This window comes from Microcoleus sp. A006_D1 (assembly GCF_036702805.1).
Lineage (GTDB): Bacteria > Cyanobacteriota > Cyanobacteriia > Cyanobacteriales > Microcoleaceae > Microcoleus.
In genome coordinates, this window is the sequence record NZ_JAUBVZ010000004.1 from 162,576 (window position 1) to 176,962 (window position 14,387).

19 protein-coding genes are annotated in these 14,387 nt (G+C 47.0%); 10 read left to right on the forward strand and 9 right to left on the reverse strand.

The features are described 5' to 3' along the window. Window positions 1-106: 106 nt before the first annotated feature. The 4 genes from QUB68_RS08950 to QUB68_RS08965 form a co-directional block, all read right to left on the reverse strand. Entirely contained in the window at window positions 107-2,236 is a 2,130-nt protein-coding gene (locus QUB68_RS08950) for a glycosyltransferase (protein WP_332991428.1), read from the reverse strand. Window positions 2,237-2,366: 130 nt separating this feature from the next. Further along, a complete protein-coding gene (locus QUB68_RS08955) occupies window positions 2,367-2,894 on the reverse strand; it encodes a hypothetical protein (protein ID WP_332991429.1) in 528 nt (175 codons plus the stop codon). Between the two features lie 126 nt (window positions 2,895-3,020). Then, window positions 3,021-4,094 (reverse strand): glucose-1-phosphate thymidylyltransferase, encoded by a 1,074-nt coding sequence (locus QUB68_RS08960; protein WP_332991430.1) that lies wholly within the window; start codon window positions 4,092-4,094, stop codon window positions 3,021-3,023. A 207-nt stretch (window positions 4,095-4,301) separates the two neighbouring features. Then, the gene (locus QUB68_RS08965; RefSeq protein ID WP_332991432.1) at window positions 4,302-5,012 is read right to left on the reverse strand and encodes a M15 family metallopeptidase; all 711 of its coding nucleotides are present in this window, start codon (window positions 5,010-5,012) and stop codon (window positions 4,302-4,304) included. Between the two features lie 35 nt (window positions 5,013-5,047). On the opposite strand from QUB68_RS08965, the gene QUB68_RS08970 reads away from it, so the two are divergent. Then, window positions 5,048-5,452, forward strand: a complete 405-nt coding sequence (locus QUB68_RS08970) for a DUF1308 domain-containing protein (protein WP_332991434.1) — start codon at window positions 5,048-5,050, stop codon at window positions 5,450-5,452. A 2-nt stretch (window positions 5,453-5,454) separates the two neighbouring features. Then, window positions 5,455-5,745, forward strand: coding sequence for a DUF3349 domain-containing protein (locus QUB68_RS08975; protein WP_332991436.1), 291 nt, complete (start codon window positions 5,455-5,457; stop codon window positions 5,743-5,745). 102 nt (window positions 5,746-5,847) lie between these two features. Here the strand turns inward: QUB68_RS08975 and QUB68_RS08980 are convergent, their stop codons facing one another. Then, window positions 5,848-6,510, reverse strand: a complete 663-nt coding sequence (locus tag QUB68_RS08980; protein WP_332991438.1) for a class I SAM-dependent methyltransferase — start codon at window positions 6,508-6,510, stop codon at window positions 5,848-5,850. A gap of 183 nt (window positions 6,511-6,693) precedes the next feature. Here QUB68_RS08980 and QUB68_RS08985 point away from each other — a divergent pair, with 183 nt between their 5' ends. The 4 genes from QUB68_RS08985 (at window position 6,694) to QUB68_RS09000 (ending at window position 10,337) form a co-directional block, all read left to right on the forward strand. Then, window positions 6,694-7,164: a MarR family winged helix-turn-helix transcriptional regulator gene (locus QUB68_RS08985; RefSeq protein WP_332991440.1), complete on the forward strand. Its 471-nt coding sequence runs from the start codon at window positions 6,694-6,696 to the stop codon at window positions 7,162-7,164. Window positions 7,165-7,343: 179 nt separating this feature from the next. After that, a complete protein-coding gene (locus tag QUB68_RS08990; RefSeq protein ID WP_332991442.1) occupies window positions 7,344-9,017 on the forward strand; it encodes an HlyD family secretion protein in 1,674 nt (557 codons plus the stop codon). A gap of 185 nt (window positions 9,018-9,202) precedes the next feature. After that, window positions 9,203-9,892, forward strand: a complete 690-nt coding sequence (locus QUB68_RS08995; protein ID WP_332991445.1) for a Uma2 family endonuclease — start codon at window positions 9,203-9,205, stop codon at window positions 9,890-9,892. A 211-nt stretch (window positions 9,893-10,103) separates the two neighbouring features. Next, window positions 10,104-10,337 (forward strand): hypothetical protein, encoded by a 234-nt coding sequence (locus tag QUB68_RS09000; protein WP_332991447.1) that lies wholly within the window; start codon window positions 10,104-10,106, stop codon window positions 10,335-10,337. Between the two features lie 46 nt (window positions 10,338-10,383). Here the strand turns inward: QUB68_RS09000 and QUB68_RS09005 are convergent, their stop codons facing one another. The 4 genes from QUB68_RS09005 to QUB68_RS29950 form a co-directional block, all read right to left on the reverse strand. Further along, entirely contained in the window at window positions 10,384-10,776 is a 393-nt protein-coding gene (locus tag QUB68_RS09005; RefSeq protein WP_332991449.1) for an ACP S-malonyltransferase, read from the reverse strand. Then, window positions 10,773-11,171, reverse strand: coding sequence for a DUF433 domain-containing protein (locus tag QUB68_RS09010; protein ID WP_332991451.1), 399 nt, complete (start codon window positions 11,169-11,171; stop codon window positions 10,773-10,775). The genes QUB68_RS09005 and QUB68_RS09010 overlap by 4 nt, the downstream gene beginning before the upstream one ends. Before the next feature lie 305 nt (window positions 11,172-11,476). Further along, complete coding sequence (locus QUB68_RS29945; protein WP_442923056.1) at window positions 11,477-11,707, reverse strand: GFA family protein; 231 nt, start codon at window positions 11,705-11,707, stop codon at window positions 11,477-11,479. Further along, a complete protein-coding gene (locus QUB68_RS29950; protein WP_442923057.1) occupies window positions 11,673-11,909 on the reverse strand; it encodes a GFA family protein in 237 nt (78 codons plus the stop codon). Before QUB68_RS29950 ends, QUB68_RS29945 begins: the two co-directional genes overlap by 35 nt. Before the next feature lie 171 nt (window positions 11,910-12,080). Here QUB68_RS29950 and rpmH point away from each other — a divergent pair, with 171 nt between their 5' ends. From rpmH to yidC, 4 genes are all read left to right on the forward strand, one after another. Next, window positions 12,081-12,218 carry a 50S ribosomal protein L34 gene (rpmH, locus tag QUB68_RS09015; RefSeq protein ID WP_006632320.1) on the forward strand — a complete coding sequence of 46 codons (138 nt, stop codon included), beginning with the start codon at window positions 12,081-12,083 and terminating at the stop codon, window positions 12,216-12,218. Window positions 12,219-12,261: 43 nt separating this feature from the next. Next, a complete protein-coding gene (gene rnpA, locus QUB68_RS09020) occupies window positions 12,262-12,669 on the forward strand; it encodes a ribonuclease P protein component (RefSeq protein WP_332991452.1) in 408 nt (135 codons plus the stop codon). Continuing rightward, on the forward strand, window positions 12,641-13,033 hold the full coding sequence (locus QUB68_RS09025; RefSeq protein ID WP_332991454.1) for a PH domain-containing protein: 393 nt from the start codon (window positions 12,641-12,643) through the stop codon (window positions 13,031-13,033). The genes rnpA and QUB68_RS09025 overlap by 29 nt, the downstream gene beginning before the upstream one ends. A gap of 205 nt (window positions 13,034-13,238) precedes the next feature. Beyond that, on the forward strand, window positions 13,239-14,387 hold the full coding sequence (yidC, locus tag QUB68_RS09030) for a membrane protein insertase YidC (protein ID WP_332991455.1): 1,149 nt from the start codon (window positions 13,239-13,241) through the stop codon (window positions 14,385-14,387).

A 14,387-nucleotide genomic window follows, 5' to 3' on the forward strand; every position in this document is an offset into this window, starting at 1 on the left:
AATTTTAATTGGTAACGAATAATCCGTAGGGAAACGGCACTGCCGTGTCCTCGATCCGTAGGGAAACGGCACTGCCGTGTCCTTATCCACATCCATATCTGTATGCTTAAGGTCGATCGAGCATTTGAGCGATATCGGCAGGATTTGGCAGCCGAATTGTAGCATATTCTTGGTGAATAAGCTCAAAAAAACTCTTGACTTTGCGATCGAAAGGTGCAAGTCTAAAGTTCTGACTGCGTTGCTGTGCACCAGCTTGAAGTTCTGCTAGCAAACCGGGATTATCAATTAGTTGGTGTGAATGCTGGCAAAGTTCCTCAACGGTATTGAACAAAAAGCCCGATCGCCCGTGTTCGACAATTTCCGGTTGGCCGCCGCCAGCAAACACGATCGGAGCACAACTGTTTTGCATTGCTTCCACAGTCGCCATCCCGAAATGCTCAAATCTTTGCGGATTGACTTCACCCAAACCGCAGGCGTGCCAAAATATACTCGCTTTAGCATAAAGCGATTTTACCTCATCCAACTCAGCATTGACTTTGAGTTCGATCGCCCTTGAATCTTGCTTCAATAAATTCTGCACAGTCTTTAAATAAGGATTTTTCGGAATGCTGCTACCCGCTAAAATCAGCCGCCATCCTTGAAATTGTTCGGGATAATTTGCTACCAAACTGCGGAAAGCTTCGATTAATTGAATTTGCTTTTTTGTCCCCCCAGCTTCAAACTGTCCCACACCCAAAATTATCTTTTCTTTCGGCACTTTAACAGTTGCCATTTCCACCGGCGGATAAAGCAGAAAAGTTGGCTGTAGATTCCAGCGTTTATCCAACCACTTGAGACTAAATTGACTGCTGACAATTATAAAAGTGTAGTCATCAACCGCAAAATGACGGTTGCGAAAGGTATTCGGAAAGTGGCAAAAAAATACTGAAATCGGCGACAGCGGTTTCACTTTTTCGAGTTGGTTGGCGTTGATGAAAATATCGTATTTTTTACTTTCTCTAGCAATTTCATCAAAGGGATTTTCCATATCCTCGGCGATGATGCTGGAATCGATGCACTGCATTCCGCGTTTTTCGTAAAACTGCAACGGCATAATTTTAATTTTGCATCCTGAAAGGTTGAGTCCGTACCACGACTCTAAATCGCAAACAGCAACGGGTTTGTTGGCGATGAAAGTAATGTCAAATTCATTTTGCAGCAGCGAAGCCATAGTAGCGACGTATTTTTGCCCGCCGCCGATAAAATGCAGTCCGTGATCGTAAATTGCGATCGACATTTTGCGATCGCCCCGCACTACCTGCAATCGAGGTAAAATGCGATCAACCTCGATCCGACTGTAAATCACCGCCAACTTTTCCGACAACTGCGGCAGTATAGTGGCGACGATTTCCGGTTTCTGATAATCTAGCAGTTTTTTAATCGCGACAAACAAACTCTCGAACAGCAAATCGTACTGCTTGTTACTAAAAAAATCCGAAGTGTGAATAGCTTTAACTAATTCCCAAGGTTCGTGTTTCGCCAAATACAAAAACCGATTGCGGTTGCAAAAATACTCGGTGAGTTTGCTACCTTTACTCGAACCTCGATACTCGTGATGGGCGATAGCTGCGGGAGTATAAAGCATTTTCCAACCGCGTTTTTGACAGCGTTTGGCAAACTCTACATCCTCATAATACATCACAAAATCTTCATCAATCCCCCCCACATCTTCCAGACACTCTCTGCGAAAAAGCACCGCCGCCCAACAAAGCCCTGCGACTTCCCGTTGTGTATCGTACTGTCCCGCATCTTTCTCGCCAAAACCGATATCTTGCCAATAAAAATTAGGTAATTGCTTAATGCCCGCGCTGTTAATTCGCCCGTCTTTAAACAGCAATTTGCCGCTAGTCGCACCGACTTTCTGGTGAGTTTCTAGCTGCTTAACTAATATTTCCAGCCAGCGACTATCAAGAGTTGCATCGTTATTGACCAAGCCGATATATTGCCCTTTCGCTTCGCCGATCCCCAGGTTGAGGGCTTTCGCAAAGTTGTTGGCGGTATTGACAAAAATGCGAACTTTCGGAAACAGTTCGCGAAGTGAATTAACGGAATCGTCTTGAGAGCAATTATCAATTACAATTAAATCGAGTTGCGATTCTGGATACGCAAGTTTTTGTAGAGATTTTAAGCAATCCTTGGTGTGGCGCAGACCGTTATAGTTAACTATAATTAACGAGCATATTGGCAGTGCAGTCATTCGATTTTAGATTTTGGATTTTAGATTTTAGATTGAAGAATTGAATAATCTTCAATTTTTGATTGAAGCATTGCTCTCGCAAATAAATACGGGGCTTGTGACCAAATTATTTCTGGTCATTTTTGATGTTTTAGTGCGGTCGATCGAGCAATTGAGCGGTAATCTTCTCTAAAATAGCAGTATGTTGCTGCTGCACTGCTTTTATTTGCTCTATTTCAGACTGAAAAGTTGCGATCGCCTGTTGTTGAGTCTCAAGCTGCGCTGTAACTTCGGAAAATCCGCTGCTGAATTCCGATTTAATTTTTTTCTCTAGAGTTTGTTGATTTTCTTGCAATTTTTGCAACTGTGTGCTCAATGTTTGCACGACGCGGGTATTGGCAAAATTGTAAATTACTTGTCGCTCCAGTACGGGCCTGAGCAATTTTCGGACGATTTTCCTAACTGCAATTACTGCCGAACCCAGCCGCCTTTGGTAAGATGTAATGGGGACGTTGTAAATGTCGAAACCCGTCTTCAACAGAGCGATGTCTTCGTCATCTTCATTTTGGGCGATCGCACTATTTTCTCTCCCAGACAGCTCAGCAATACCAATTCGCGGCTTCAAAGTTTGCCGCAATTTATCTATGATTTGTTGAGTTGGTATTTCTTCGTACAGCAATCTTCCGTCTCCTTTAAATCTAGCATCCTACTACAAGCTCCACCGGTGCGCAATGCGCACCCTACAAGCTCAATCGGTGCGCATTATCCCGTGAATTTTTGCTACCAGAATGGTGCAAATCCCAAGTTAAGCTAACTCGATTTGACTGTCATCACCGATCATAAACCGCAGAGCTTTCGGACGCGGCGGCGCATTGGTAATTTGAGCTCGCTGTCCGATCACGCTGTCCACAATTCGCTGGTGAATGCCAGATATTTTTGCTCCCTGCAAGATCACACTGTGTTCGATATCAGCATCAATCATCGTCACGCGATCGGCAATACTGCTGTAAGGCCCGATAAACGAATTTTCAATCCGGCAATTTTCCCCAATTACCACAGGCCCGCGAACTGTAGAATTAATGATTTCACTGCCTTCGCCTATTTGCACTCGCCCGATTATTTGACTTTTGGAGTCTACTTTTAATTCAGTTGAAGCTACGATACAGCTATCTAAAATGATTTGGTTGGCACTCAGCAAATCATCTTTTTTCCCCGTATCCAGCCACCAACCCTCTAAATTGCAGGCTTCTACGTGTTTTTTCTGATTGATGAGCTGTTGGATAGCATCGGTAATTTCGAGTTCACCGCGGGGCGAAGGTTGAATTTGATCGATCGCCTCGTGGATAGTAGGAGCAAAAAAGTAAATCCCCACCAGTGCTAAATTCGACGGCGGAACTTGGGGTTTTTCTACTAACTGCAAAACTCGCCCGTTTTCATCAACTTTTGCAACACCGAAAGCAGAGGGATTGGGAACTGGACGCAGCAAAATTAGAGCGTCTAGTTTCTGATTGTGAAAAATCTCTAAAAACGGATCTAACTGATTCTGAATTAAGTTATCTCCTAAATACATAATAAACGGAGAATCGCCCAAAAACGGTCTGGCCACTTTCACGGCGTGAGCGAGTCCCGCCGGCTCTGCTTGCAATATATAAGTAATTTTTGCACCGAAGCGAGATCCATCTCCCGTTTTTACCTTCACCTCTTCCCCGGTTTCGGGACTAATAATAATCCCGATATCCGTAATCCCAGCCGCCACAATTCCTTCAATTCCGTACCACAGTATCGGCTTATTTGCCACAGGAACCAACTGCTTAGCACCCGTATAGGTGAGGGGACGCAAGCGTGTTCCTTTGCCGCCAGAGAGGATGAGTGCTTTCATTGGGTGAACTCTGAGTTATCCTTTAGGGTTTGCGGTGCTGGCTCGATTTGCCTGCACTTGTTCGCTCTCATTAATTTTAAAGCACCGCTACCCCGCTGGCAATAGCCTCCGTGTATGGTGATACAAATGATTTATGCCCAGAAAGCTTTTCTACTTTCTGGGTACAGAATTCCTCATCAACCAAATTTCTGATAACTGCGTACTCCATTAATAGCGGCCATATCGTGCCACAAATTGACTACCACTATTCTTTTGATTTGTCAACCAAGCCCACATCTGATCGCCAATAGAAAAATGCCACCACTCGTTAGGATGCTGCTGAAAACCAGCAGCTATCATTGCATCTTTTAATATTTGCCTGCGCCGGTGATATTCTTGTTTGTGCGGCTCCTTGCTACGAGCAAAATAATCGGGATAAGAACGTTCCGATATTTCATCAATCGGAGAACCCATATCAATTGGGCGATGATTTTCATCCACTAAAGTTACATCTAAAGCGGCACCTGTACTGTGAGGGGGAGGCGTAGTGCGATCCATGCTCGGTACAGCCCAAAATTGATATACGTGTTCTATAATCACTTGGCGTTTGTCTTCGGAAACCGGAAATTCGCAGCCTTGAGCTACGGCAATTTGATTAAAAGTATAATCTACCATAAATTGCTGAACTTCCACCGGCCGGTAAGCATCAAATATTAGGATTTGCCAAGTTTTATAATTTTGCTGTAGCTGAATTTTAGCGGCGATTAAACTATCTACAACTCCTTGCCGCAAATAGTAAGGCGAATCTGCTTTGCTGTTATGATATGGAGCACCCAACTTTTGATAAGGGTGCGGCGTTTCAAACGCAAAATGTTCAGGGGGAATTGGCACTAAAGGTTCGCCGCATTCATCGATCGCTATTTGCTGATATGGTTTCACAGTATAATTGTGATGGATTTGTATTTTTTGTTTAAATGCTCAATTTAGATACTAGCACGGGAATTGCATTTATTTCGGAAAATTCGCCAGTCCGCGCTCAGTTGCGACAATACGTGCAAGGACAGCAAATGGTGATGACTCAGACGGCTTTTAATGAGTTGACTAATATTGTTCAAAGCATAGCAGGTGCCTTGGAGCAAGCGCGAGCAAGTCGATTCCTCCAGAGAGTGACTGTCATTCGCGACAATCCTTCTGCTAGATCGTTAAATTTGCAGACAACTAGAAACTTAGGCGCAAATGATATAATAATTTTGGGAACAGGCGACCAGTTGGGCATCACAACCATGACAGCAGATGCTAAAGCTGTTAGGGCAATCAGCGGTCAAGGTGTTGATTTCAGCGTGTACGTCCACCCTCCGTGTCGTTTAACGGGAAACTAACAATGAAAGTTGCTATTGAACATTATTTGTCGAGTACCTACAAGCTGATTCAACGTGCTTTTCCTGACGGAGTTAAACAGGAGGATTATTTTCCGCTTTTGGCACTGCTTTACGGTGAAATGTCCGATCGCAATTTAGCAGAAGTCATGGCACACTGTACAGGTAAAGATTATTATCTTGTTCTGAATGATGTATATGGGGTCGGTTCAACCGATGCACCGGATGCTGAAGCTATTGCTAAATTGAAAAAGCATTTGCTTGCTTGCGGTTACGCAGAATGGCTAGAAGAGTAACAGTTTGTATAATTACTCAACTCCGGGCAAGTTTGTAGTAAGGACTTTAGTCCTCATAAAAATCCTAGGACTAAAGTCCTCACTACAAACATTAAAAAAATCCTAACTTTGGCGGTAAGCAACTACTGCATAAAACGGATCGCCACTTGCTATTCGCATCATTTGCATAAAACTAGGCAAGTTAGGCTTGCGAACAATTACTTCGGGCTGGCTAAATCCGGGTATGTTCGCTCCTTTGACAGCATCAAAGTAACCCTGGACTAATTTTACCCGATCGCCCTCCGAACCTTCCCGCCAAGCTGCAATGGCTTTTTGATAAAACATCCGGTTGGAAAAGCTCATAATTGCTACGCCACCAGGCTTTAAAATGCGGTGAATCTCGGCAAAAATCGCATCCGGGTGTTGCAAATACTGTACCGAAACGCAGTTGACAACAGCGTCAAACTCTGCATCCGGCAGCGGCAATTTAGGATTTGCGTTCAAATTCTGGACAAAATAATGATTCAGTCTGCGATTCTTTGCCAACTCTTCTTGATTCATCCCGTGTCCTTCGACATGGGCAAATTGCATCTCATCGGGGAAGTGAGAAACCCAACTGCTCATCATATCAAAAATCCGAGTATTCGGCTTCAGCCGTTCCCGATACAAATCGGTTAGTTGCTGAATAAACCCGTCATCTACATGAGTCACAAACCGAGGAGAGGAATAGAACAGTGTATCGTCGGTGTTGTCTAACTTGGTACGTTGATCGGCTGGAAGCAACATAAATTCTGATCGCAAACTAGATTTACCCTTTCTAGTTTAAGAACAATTAAGAAATGTAAACACACTTCTCCAGAAGGACATCCGCCACTGGGGTACTAGCTTCACCAAAAACTTGCCGATCGCCCCTTGACAGTTCCCCAGAAACATTTTACACTGATAGTACGAACGCTAACTAATAAACAGATGGTTACTACATCCACTGTCGATCGCACAAATCTAGCCCAGTGGCACGACGTTCTCGCCCCCCACAGCCTGGGCTACCGCATCAAACTGCTAGCACAGCTAGGCAGCCGCCGGCTGCAAGAAGGACTCGAACCCTTTGGGCTGACACCTTTTCACTGGCTGGTACTGTGTTGCTTGTGGCAAGAAGACGGTTTGCCAACTTCCAGCATTGGCGACAAACTGCAACAGGTAGGCGGGACACTGACAGGCGTACTCGATCGCATGGAAGAAAGAGGCTTAGTCCGCCGCGAGAGAGACACGCGCGATCGACGCATATGGCGCATTTGGCTGACAGACGCAGGCACCCAACTGCAAGAGGTACTGCCCCCGCTGGTAGCTTCCATCCGAGATCGAGCTGTAGAGGGCTTTTCAGAGGCAGATCGCGAACTGTTTTCCCAATTGATCGATCGGGCGATTCTCAATCTTTCCTAAACCGACAAATCGCTCTTGCGAGTGAAGCGCAGCAGCATCTACCACCCCTACATTACAAATAACCGAAAAATACTACGCACCCTCTTTGATAACACCAAAAAAAGCAGTCTTACTAAATAAAAACTACGTACCCTAAACAAACGACATCTTACTAACTAAAGAATCAGGAGTCAAATACCATGAAAGGCACAAACGAAATCAACCCAGCAGAATTCAACGGCAACGGCAAAGCAGTAGCTGTATTAGAAAAGCCGATCGACACCCAAGCTAAAATGGTGCCTGTCACGCCAGCCCCAGAAATAGAAGTCAGCGCCCCCGCCGAAGTCAAAACAGGCCCAGAAACAGAAATCCAAGCACCCCTGCCGGCGCCGGAAACACCGAAGAAAAAGCCCACCAAAGCGATAATTTTAGCAGCGCTGGGCCTCGGGGCGATCGCCGCAGGCAACTTCGGCTACCATTACTGGCAATACAGCTCAATCCACCAAGAAACCGAAAACGCCACAGTAGCCGGACACATCCACCAAATCAGCAGCCGCGTCAACGGTACAGTCGGCGAAGTCTTAGTACAAGACAACCAACAAGTAAAACCCGGACAACTGCTGATCAAACTCGACCCCCGCGACTACCAAGTTAAAGTCCAACAAGCCCAAGCAGCCTTAGAAAACGCCCGTCGCCAAGCCGAAGCAGCGCAAGCTAATATTTCCCTAGCCTCTCAAACCAGCCAAGGCAAAACAGCCCAAGCCGAAGGAGATATCGGCGGTGCGAATGCTGCGATTTCTACCGCCCAAGCAGCAATTAGAGAAGCCCAACAAGGCGTACCCGCAGCCGAAGCTACCGTTGCTGAAGCCGAAGCTGGCGTGCCCGCCGCCATCGCCAAAGTCGCCCAAGCTGAAGCCGGAATTCCCCAAGCACAAGCCAAAGTGACGGAAGCCGAAGCCGGAATTGCCGCGGCGCAAGCTCAATTAGTGCAAGCGCAAGCTAATCTCGTTAAAACGCAAGCTGATTATAAACGTTACGAAAGCTTGCAGTCTCAAGGTGCGATCGCCCGCCAGCAATTAGACGCATCCAAAGCCGCCTACGAAGTAGCCCAAGCCCAAACCACCGCCGCCCAACAAGGAATTGCCCAAGCTAGAGCGCGCTTAGCCCAAGCCAAAGAAGGCGTAACCGCAGCCCAAGCAGGAGTCGCCCAAGCTCAAGAAGGCGTCAAACAAGCTGAAGCTCAAGTAGCGCGGGCCAAAGTTGGTATCGCCACCGCGCAAGCTAAAGTCGCTGTAGCGCAGGAAGGTATCACCACCGCAGCGGCTAAACTTGCTACCTCGAAGGGCGGATTGCAACAGGCTGAAGCTACGGGCGAACAAACTAAAGTCAGTCGATCGCAGTATGATGCTGCTAAGGCTGCGATCGGCCAATCGGAAGCCTCGGTGAAAGACGCTCAACTGCAACTTTCCTACACGAATATCACCGCTCCCGCCGCCGGACAAATCGGGCGCAAATCCGTTGAAATCGGGCAGCGGGTGCAGCCGGGAACTCCGTTAATGGCGATCGTCAGCAACGATTTGTGGATAATTGCCAACTTCAAAGAAACGCAACTGGCAAACATGAAACCAGGCCAAAAAGTAGAAATCAAATTAGATGCTTTTGGCAGCCGCAAATTTGAAGGTCGTCTCGATAGTTTCTCCCCTGCTTCTGGCGCTCAATTCTCCTTATTACCTCCCGACAATGCGACGGGAAATTTCACCAAAGTTGTGCAACGGATTCCGGTGAAAGTTGTGTTTGATGCCGAAAGCATTAAAGGCTATGAATCACGGATTGCACCTGGGATGTCTGCTACTGTAAATGTTGAACTGAAATGAAGCCACGCGCGACACGGATGTTGATACGGATACACGGATGAATTTAACTGTGTTTCCTTTAATGTCAGCTACGGTACAATAGTATCAACTAAGTTTCTCTGGCGGTTCCTCCGGTGATTTCCAAGCCTCTGTTGCAAAAAAATTTGCCCAGCACTGCCGACCTGCCCTGTTCGGACGATACGCCCGTGGATAACGAAGACCAGAACCTGTTACCCAATTTGCTGCTGCTGTCATTGATTTACCTCTGGTCAGCGCGGATGGACTGGTACTTCGGCGTCGATATGGCGGTGTATCACACTACTGGCGTGAGTCCGAAAGTGCCCGTGGTTCCTGATGCTTTCCTGAGTCTGGGGGTAGAGCGCAAGAAGGGAGGAAAATCGCGGCGCAGCTATGCCACTTGGGAAGAAAACGAGGTGGTGCCGATTTTTGTGTTGGAGATGGTGTCCCACCGTCCCGGAGGCGAATATGACGAAAAACTGGAGCTCTACGCCGAGTTAGGCGTGCTGTATTACCTAATTTATAACCCCGAATTTTGGCAGCGCGATCGCCATCAACCCTTTGAACTGTACAAACTCGAAAATGGCGTTTATCAACTACAAATTGGCGAACCTTACTGGATGCCGGAGGTGGGGTTGGGAATTGGACGCTATCGGGGTTTGGTAGGTGGCTTGTCCCAGGAGATTTTAACGTGGTACGACGCAGCGGGCGATCGCGAACTAAGCCCTGAAGAGCGGGAAAGACAACGCACAGAGCAAGAGCGACTGGCGAAGGAGCAAGAGCGACTCGCGAAGGAACAAGCCCAGCAACGTGTAGAACGATTAGAGGAAATGCTGCGATCGCAAGGTATCGATCCCGATCGATTACCGGATGTATAGGATAGTAGGTGCGACAACTTTGTTTAGGGCTTTGGTGGTGACAGTGCTGTGCGGTTTGATCGCAATCTGGCGGTACTTCAAGGCAATACAATCGATTTTGCCGTAGGCTGTGCTATAACAGCCTGTAGCGAAAGTAGCCTAACGTTTGAGTTGAGCCGCCCACGGAGACCGCAAACCGGAGGGGGGCGGCTCGAACGAAGGGTTAGCCACCTTGTCACGCAATGTTCTCCCCTTGAGAGAACCTCTTGATGAAATCAACGCCGGCGTCAGTGACCCAGTAGGTAAACGTCATTGGAAAACTCTTCTGAAACCCGTCGCTGCTGCTTACGTCCAACGCCATTCCAGCGACGTGTTTGTCATCGAAGAAGCCATCCTTGACTGCGTTGGCGACAAGCAGATCACCTGCAACGCCCAAGACAAAAACCCGTTCACCGCTTTTGGCTAGAACCTCGAAGAGCCTTCGTTCAAACTCACCGTAGCGGTTATTCAGATTACGGAATAAATAACCTACCTGCTCCCATATAGTCTTGGATATCGATCGCGATTTCTACAAGCTTTTCAACACAACGCTCTCGATAATCATATTCGTTAACCCGATCCGGATCGCCAATGGTAATAATTGGAAATGAAGTTGGCTCATTTTCTTCCCGCATCACCTGTTCCAGAGAGTCTTCACCCTTTGCATTACGGTTTGCCGTCAATAAAAGCATCTGATTAGATTGAGCGAATCTCCAAACAACTCGATCGTCGCTATTAGATGGTAAGCCAATGTCTTGAAATGTCACTAACCGAATGGGAGCAATATCTAACCACCCTCCTGCCACCAGACTTCCCAAAATCAAGAGAGCTTGCCGATTCAAATTGTAGTCAGCCAGAATCATCATTGCTTTGTTGCTTCCCGCTGCGCTCTTCGTTCCTGAAGTTTGACTCGCGCAGCTTCATATTCAGAGCGAGGGGGAGTTGCAGCGATGCGAGCAAAGCGTTCGCGGTTGCGTTCTTCCCAATACTGCCGAGTTTCTTCGGCTGATTTCAAAACTTCTTGATACTCAGCTTCTACATCTTTGTGGTGCGACTCAATGTAGGAAATGGCAGCGCCCAACTGCTCATCCGTAAGGTTAAGTACATCGCGAATGAATTTAGGGGGATACTGGGCTTTGAGATGATCTATTACATCATAAAGAGTTATGCGTGTTCCCGCGATCGTAAGCCCCCTTTCTGTGCGGACAATAGTCACTTTTTCATTAGGATTCGGATTAGGATTTAATAGTGTGGCATCCATCTGTTTTTTCCGGTTGGCTATATGTGGCATTTTAACCCATTGTTTCTTAAACATCCAATTCTTTTGGCAATGCTTTCAATAATAGATGTCAGCAGTTTATAATCCCCCAGCACCAACGGATTGATTCAGTCCGCTGCAACAGCGTTGTTGTACTGCGACACGTTAGAAAACCTTACAATTAACTGTGAGAACTCATTTGGAGTGGGCTGTCCTTCCTAATTAGACCTCTTGCAAAAATAACTAGGACGGGCAAGATGCCGTTCCACAAAAAACATTTTTTCTTGTGGAACAGGCCGGAGAGCCTGTTACAAAATTTGATTAAAATGAATTTTGCAATCTTGTCTATTAAGCATCTCCTCACTGCACTTTATCCAGGGTTGAGCACTTTGAGTCCACAAATTGCCAACAGGTCGTAACCAACTCGTATTATCAAGTGTTCCAGGCTTAATGTTAGTGATATTGGGATTACGAGTGGGATTATGAAACAACCGCGTACCGCACTCACCACAAAAAAAAGCAGATGACTTCACGCCCACTCTCAGACACCCGGCTCCATTGCCTTGGTTCCCCTTGAAGAATGGTCACGGCATCACGAGGAACTGGCATTGACATTCCAAAAGCACTAGCCGATTGTCGTTGACATTCTGTGCAGTGACAAACATAAAGAGTTAGGGGTTCAGCCTGAATCTCGTATCTAATCTGCCCACATTGACACCCTCCAACGTATGGAACCACCATAGCTATCTACCTTTGAAAAATCTCTGTGTACGCTTTCATTGGGATATCGCAACTTCAGTCTTACTCTCATTTCAAATCATAAAAAAATATTGCAAAGAAAACCACTGTATGGTAAACTCGAAGATTGTGAATATTAATCAAAAGTAAAGTAACAAGCCGGGAGAAACCGAAATGACACAGCAAACCCTGCACGGAACCAGCCGCAAAAGAAAAAGAACATCCGGTTTTCGCGCCAGAATGCGCACCGCCACCGGTCGATTGGTAATCAAGGCCCGCCGCAGCAAAGGTCGCCACCGCCTCGCAGTCTAGCACTGCACTCTGGGTTGAGAAGCCTCAACGCACGCCCAACGCCATGTTGCCTCCTACAAACCGACTCAAGCACCGAAAAGACTTCAGCGCCGTCTACCGCAAGGGAATGCGCCGCAACTCCGCTCATTTCAGCTTAAGAGCTCTGCGTAAACCCAAAAGCGTCGAATCAAGCAAACCGACGACAGTCGAGAAATCCTTGCAGCCCACTCGCACAGGTATTTCTATCAGCCTTAAGGTTAGCAAGCGCGCTGTAGTCCGCAACCGGATTAAGCGCCAGATTCGGGCAGCTTTGCGACAGCTATTGCCCCGATTAAAATTCGGGTGGGATTTAGTAATTGTCGTGCGTCCGATCGCACAAGAGTGCAATTATGCAGAAATTCTGCAAGAATTAGAGCAGTTGTTGGTAGAAGCCGAGGTACTAGATGGGAATTCGAGAGGAAGTATATTATGAAGGCGGCCCCGCGCCTGGAGACTTGATCATCAACTTACTTCTGGGGCTGACTGTGGTGGGAATCCCCCTGGCAGTAGGATCAATTGTCCGGGCTCTGTGGCTGCGCTATCGGATCACCAGCCGCCGAGTGTCGGTAACTAGCGGTTGGATGGGGGGCGAACGCACAGACGTTATCTACTCAGATATAGTCAAAATCGTCACAGTACCTCGCGGTTTCGGAAGTTACGGAGACATGGTGCTGACAATGAAAAATGGCAGCCGCTTGGAACTGCGATCGATTCCGAAATTTCGAGCAATGTATGACTACATTAACGAAAAACTGCCCGCAGCAGCTCAAAAAGCCAACGCGGCCAAAGCTAAATAACCGAACCGCTTTCACCCTGATTTGAGGGCGAAATTAGTGCGACTATTGGCAAACTCATGACAAAAAAACCGCGGGCCGGGCGGTCGATCGACGGGCAATGTCCTAAGATATAGACAAAAGCCTAAAAGTTGAGGCAGCCCGCATCCAGCGGATGCAATTCGTTCTCAACAGCAAATCAAAGAGCACCTAAATTAACTCAAAGCGAATGGATTTTGGTATCTCGTTTCTTTCCAACAACCTCATGCTCCCGATCCTAGATTTTTTCTACGGGATCGTGCCAAGCTACGGTTTAGCGATCGTATCTCTGACGCTCGTGATTCGCTTTGCTCTTTATCCTCTCAACGCAGGCTCTCTTCGCAATATGCGACGCATGAAAGTAGCCCAGCCGTTGATGAAAGAGCGAGTAGATCAAATTCAAAAACTCTATAAAGAAAATCCTGCCAAACAGCAGGAGGAAATGAGCAAGGTATACAAAGAATTTGGCAATCCTCTAGCAGGATGCTTCCCGTTGGTGCTGCAAATGCCAGTGCTTTTTGCACTGTTTGCGACGCTCAGGGGTTCGCCGTTTTCTGACATAAATTACAGCGTTAATGTTCAAGTTTTGCCAAAAGAACAAATCGAAGCTGTTCAACCGCAAGCTTTTGCTACACCGCCCCAAAATATTTACGTCACAGGTACTTTTCATGCTCCAGTTGTGGGGGTGATTCCAGGCGGCGACAAACTCGCAGTCGGCGGCACAACCAAGATTGATTTTCAAACACCAGACGGCAAACCTCTGGAAGCTTTAGCGACAGAAAATAAGAGCGAAGTTGATTTTGTTCCCCGCTGGAAAGTGATCAAAGGCGAAGAATTCGTCAAGGTAGACGAACAGGGCAACATCGTCGCCTTAGCGCCCGGTGAAGCCACAGTTCAAGGCACAATCCCCGGATTGGCTACCAACAAAGGATTCCTGTTTATCGAAGCTCTAGGCCGCGTTGGCGCGATCGACCCAGACGGTACAATCCACTGGGACATTTTGGTAATGATCCTCGGCTTCGGCATTAGTTTGTATATCAACCAAACTCTTTCGGGACAAGCACAAGGGCCAAACGACAACCCCCAACAGGCCACAGTTAACAAACTGACGCCTGTAATATTTTCGGGGATGTTTTTGTTCTTCCCGCTGCCCGCCGGCGTGTTGATGTATATGCTGATTGCTAACATCTTCCAAACAGTTCAATCGTTTATTTTGTCTAGAGAACCGCTGCCCGAAAACCTCCAAAAAATCGTGGACGAAGCAGAGGCGAAAACCCAAAAAGAACAGGGATTAGATGCACTTCCCTTTGAGCCCAAGCGTTCTAAGAAAAAGGCTTGA

What these genes read in the sequence shown, in the direction of transcription:
- QUB68_RS08950 (WP_332991428.1), bottom strand. Translation starts at nt 2,236, where the DNA reads ATGACTGCACTGCCAATATGCTCGTTAATTATAGTTAACTATAACGGT.
- QUB68_RS08960 (WP_332991430.1), bottom strand. Translation starts at nt 4,094, where the DNA reads ATGAAAGCACTCATCCTCTCTGGCGGCAAAGGAACACGCTTGCGTCCC.
- QUB68_RS08970 (WP_332991434.1), top strand. Translation starts at nt 5,048, where the DNA reads ATGCTCAATTTAGATACTAGCACGGGAATTGCATTTATTTCGGAAAAT.
- QUB68_RS08975 (WP_332991436.1), top strand. Translation starts at nt 5,455, where the DNA reads ATGAAAGTTGCTATTGAACATTATTTGTCGAGTACCTACAAGCTGATT.
- QUB68_RS08980 (WP_332991438.1), bottom strand. Translation starts at nt 6,510, where the DNA reads ATGTTGCTTCCAGCCGATCAACGTACCAAGTTAGACAACACCGACGAT.
- QUB68_RS08985 (WP_332991440.1), top strand. Translation starts at nt 6,694, where the DNA reads ATGGTTACTACATCCACTGTCGATCGCACAAATCTAGCCCAGTGGCAC.
- QUB68_RS08990 (WP_332991442.1), top strand. Translation starts at nt 7,344, where the DNA reads ATGAAAGGCACAAACGAAATCAACCCAGCAGAATTCAACGGCAACGGC.
- QUB68_RS09005 (WP_332991449.1), bottom strand. Translation starts at nt 10,776, where the DNA reads ATGATGATTCTGGCTGACTACAATTTGAATCGGCAAGCTCTCTTGATT.
- QUB68_RS09010 (WP_332991451.1), bottom strand. Translation starts at nt 11,171, where the DNA reads ATGGATGCCACACTATTAAATCCTAATCCGAATCCTAATGAAAAAGTG.
- QUB68_RS29950 (WP_442923057.1), bottom strand. Translation starts at nt 11,909, where the DNA reads ATGGTGGTTCCATACGTTGGAGGGTGTCAATGTGGGCAGATTAGATAC.
- rpmH (WP_006632320.1), top strand. Translation starts at nt 12,081, where the DNA reads ATGACACAGCAAACCCTGCACGGAACCAGCCGCAAAAGAAAAAGAACA.
- rnpA (WP_332991452.1), top strand. Translation starts at nt 12,262, where the DNA reads ATGTTGCCTCCTACAAACCGACTCAAGCACCGAAAAGACTTCAGCGCC.
- QUB68_RS09025 (WP_332991454.1), top strand. Translation starts at nt 12,641, where the DNA reads ATGGGAATTCGAGAGGAAGTATATTATGAAGGCGGCCCCGCGCCTGGA.
- yidC (WP_332991455.1), top strand. Translation starts at nt 13,239, where the DNA reads ATGGATTTTGGTATCTCGTTTCTTTCCAACAACCTCATGCTCCCGATC.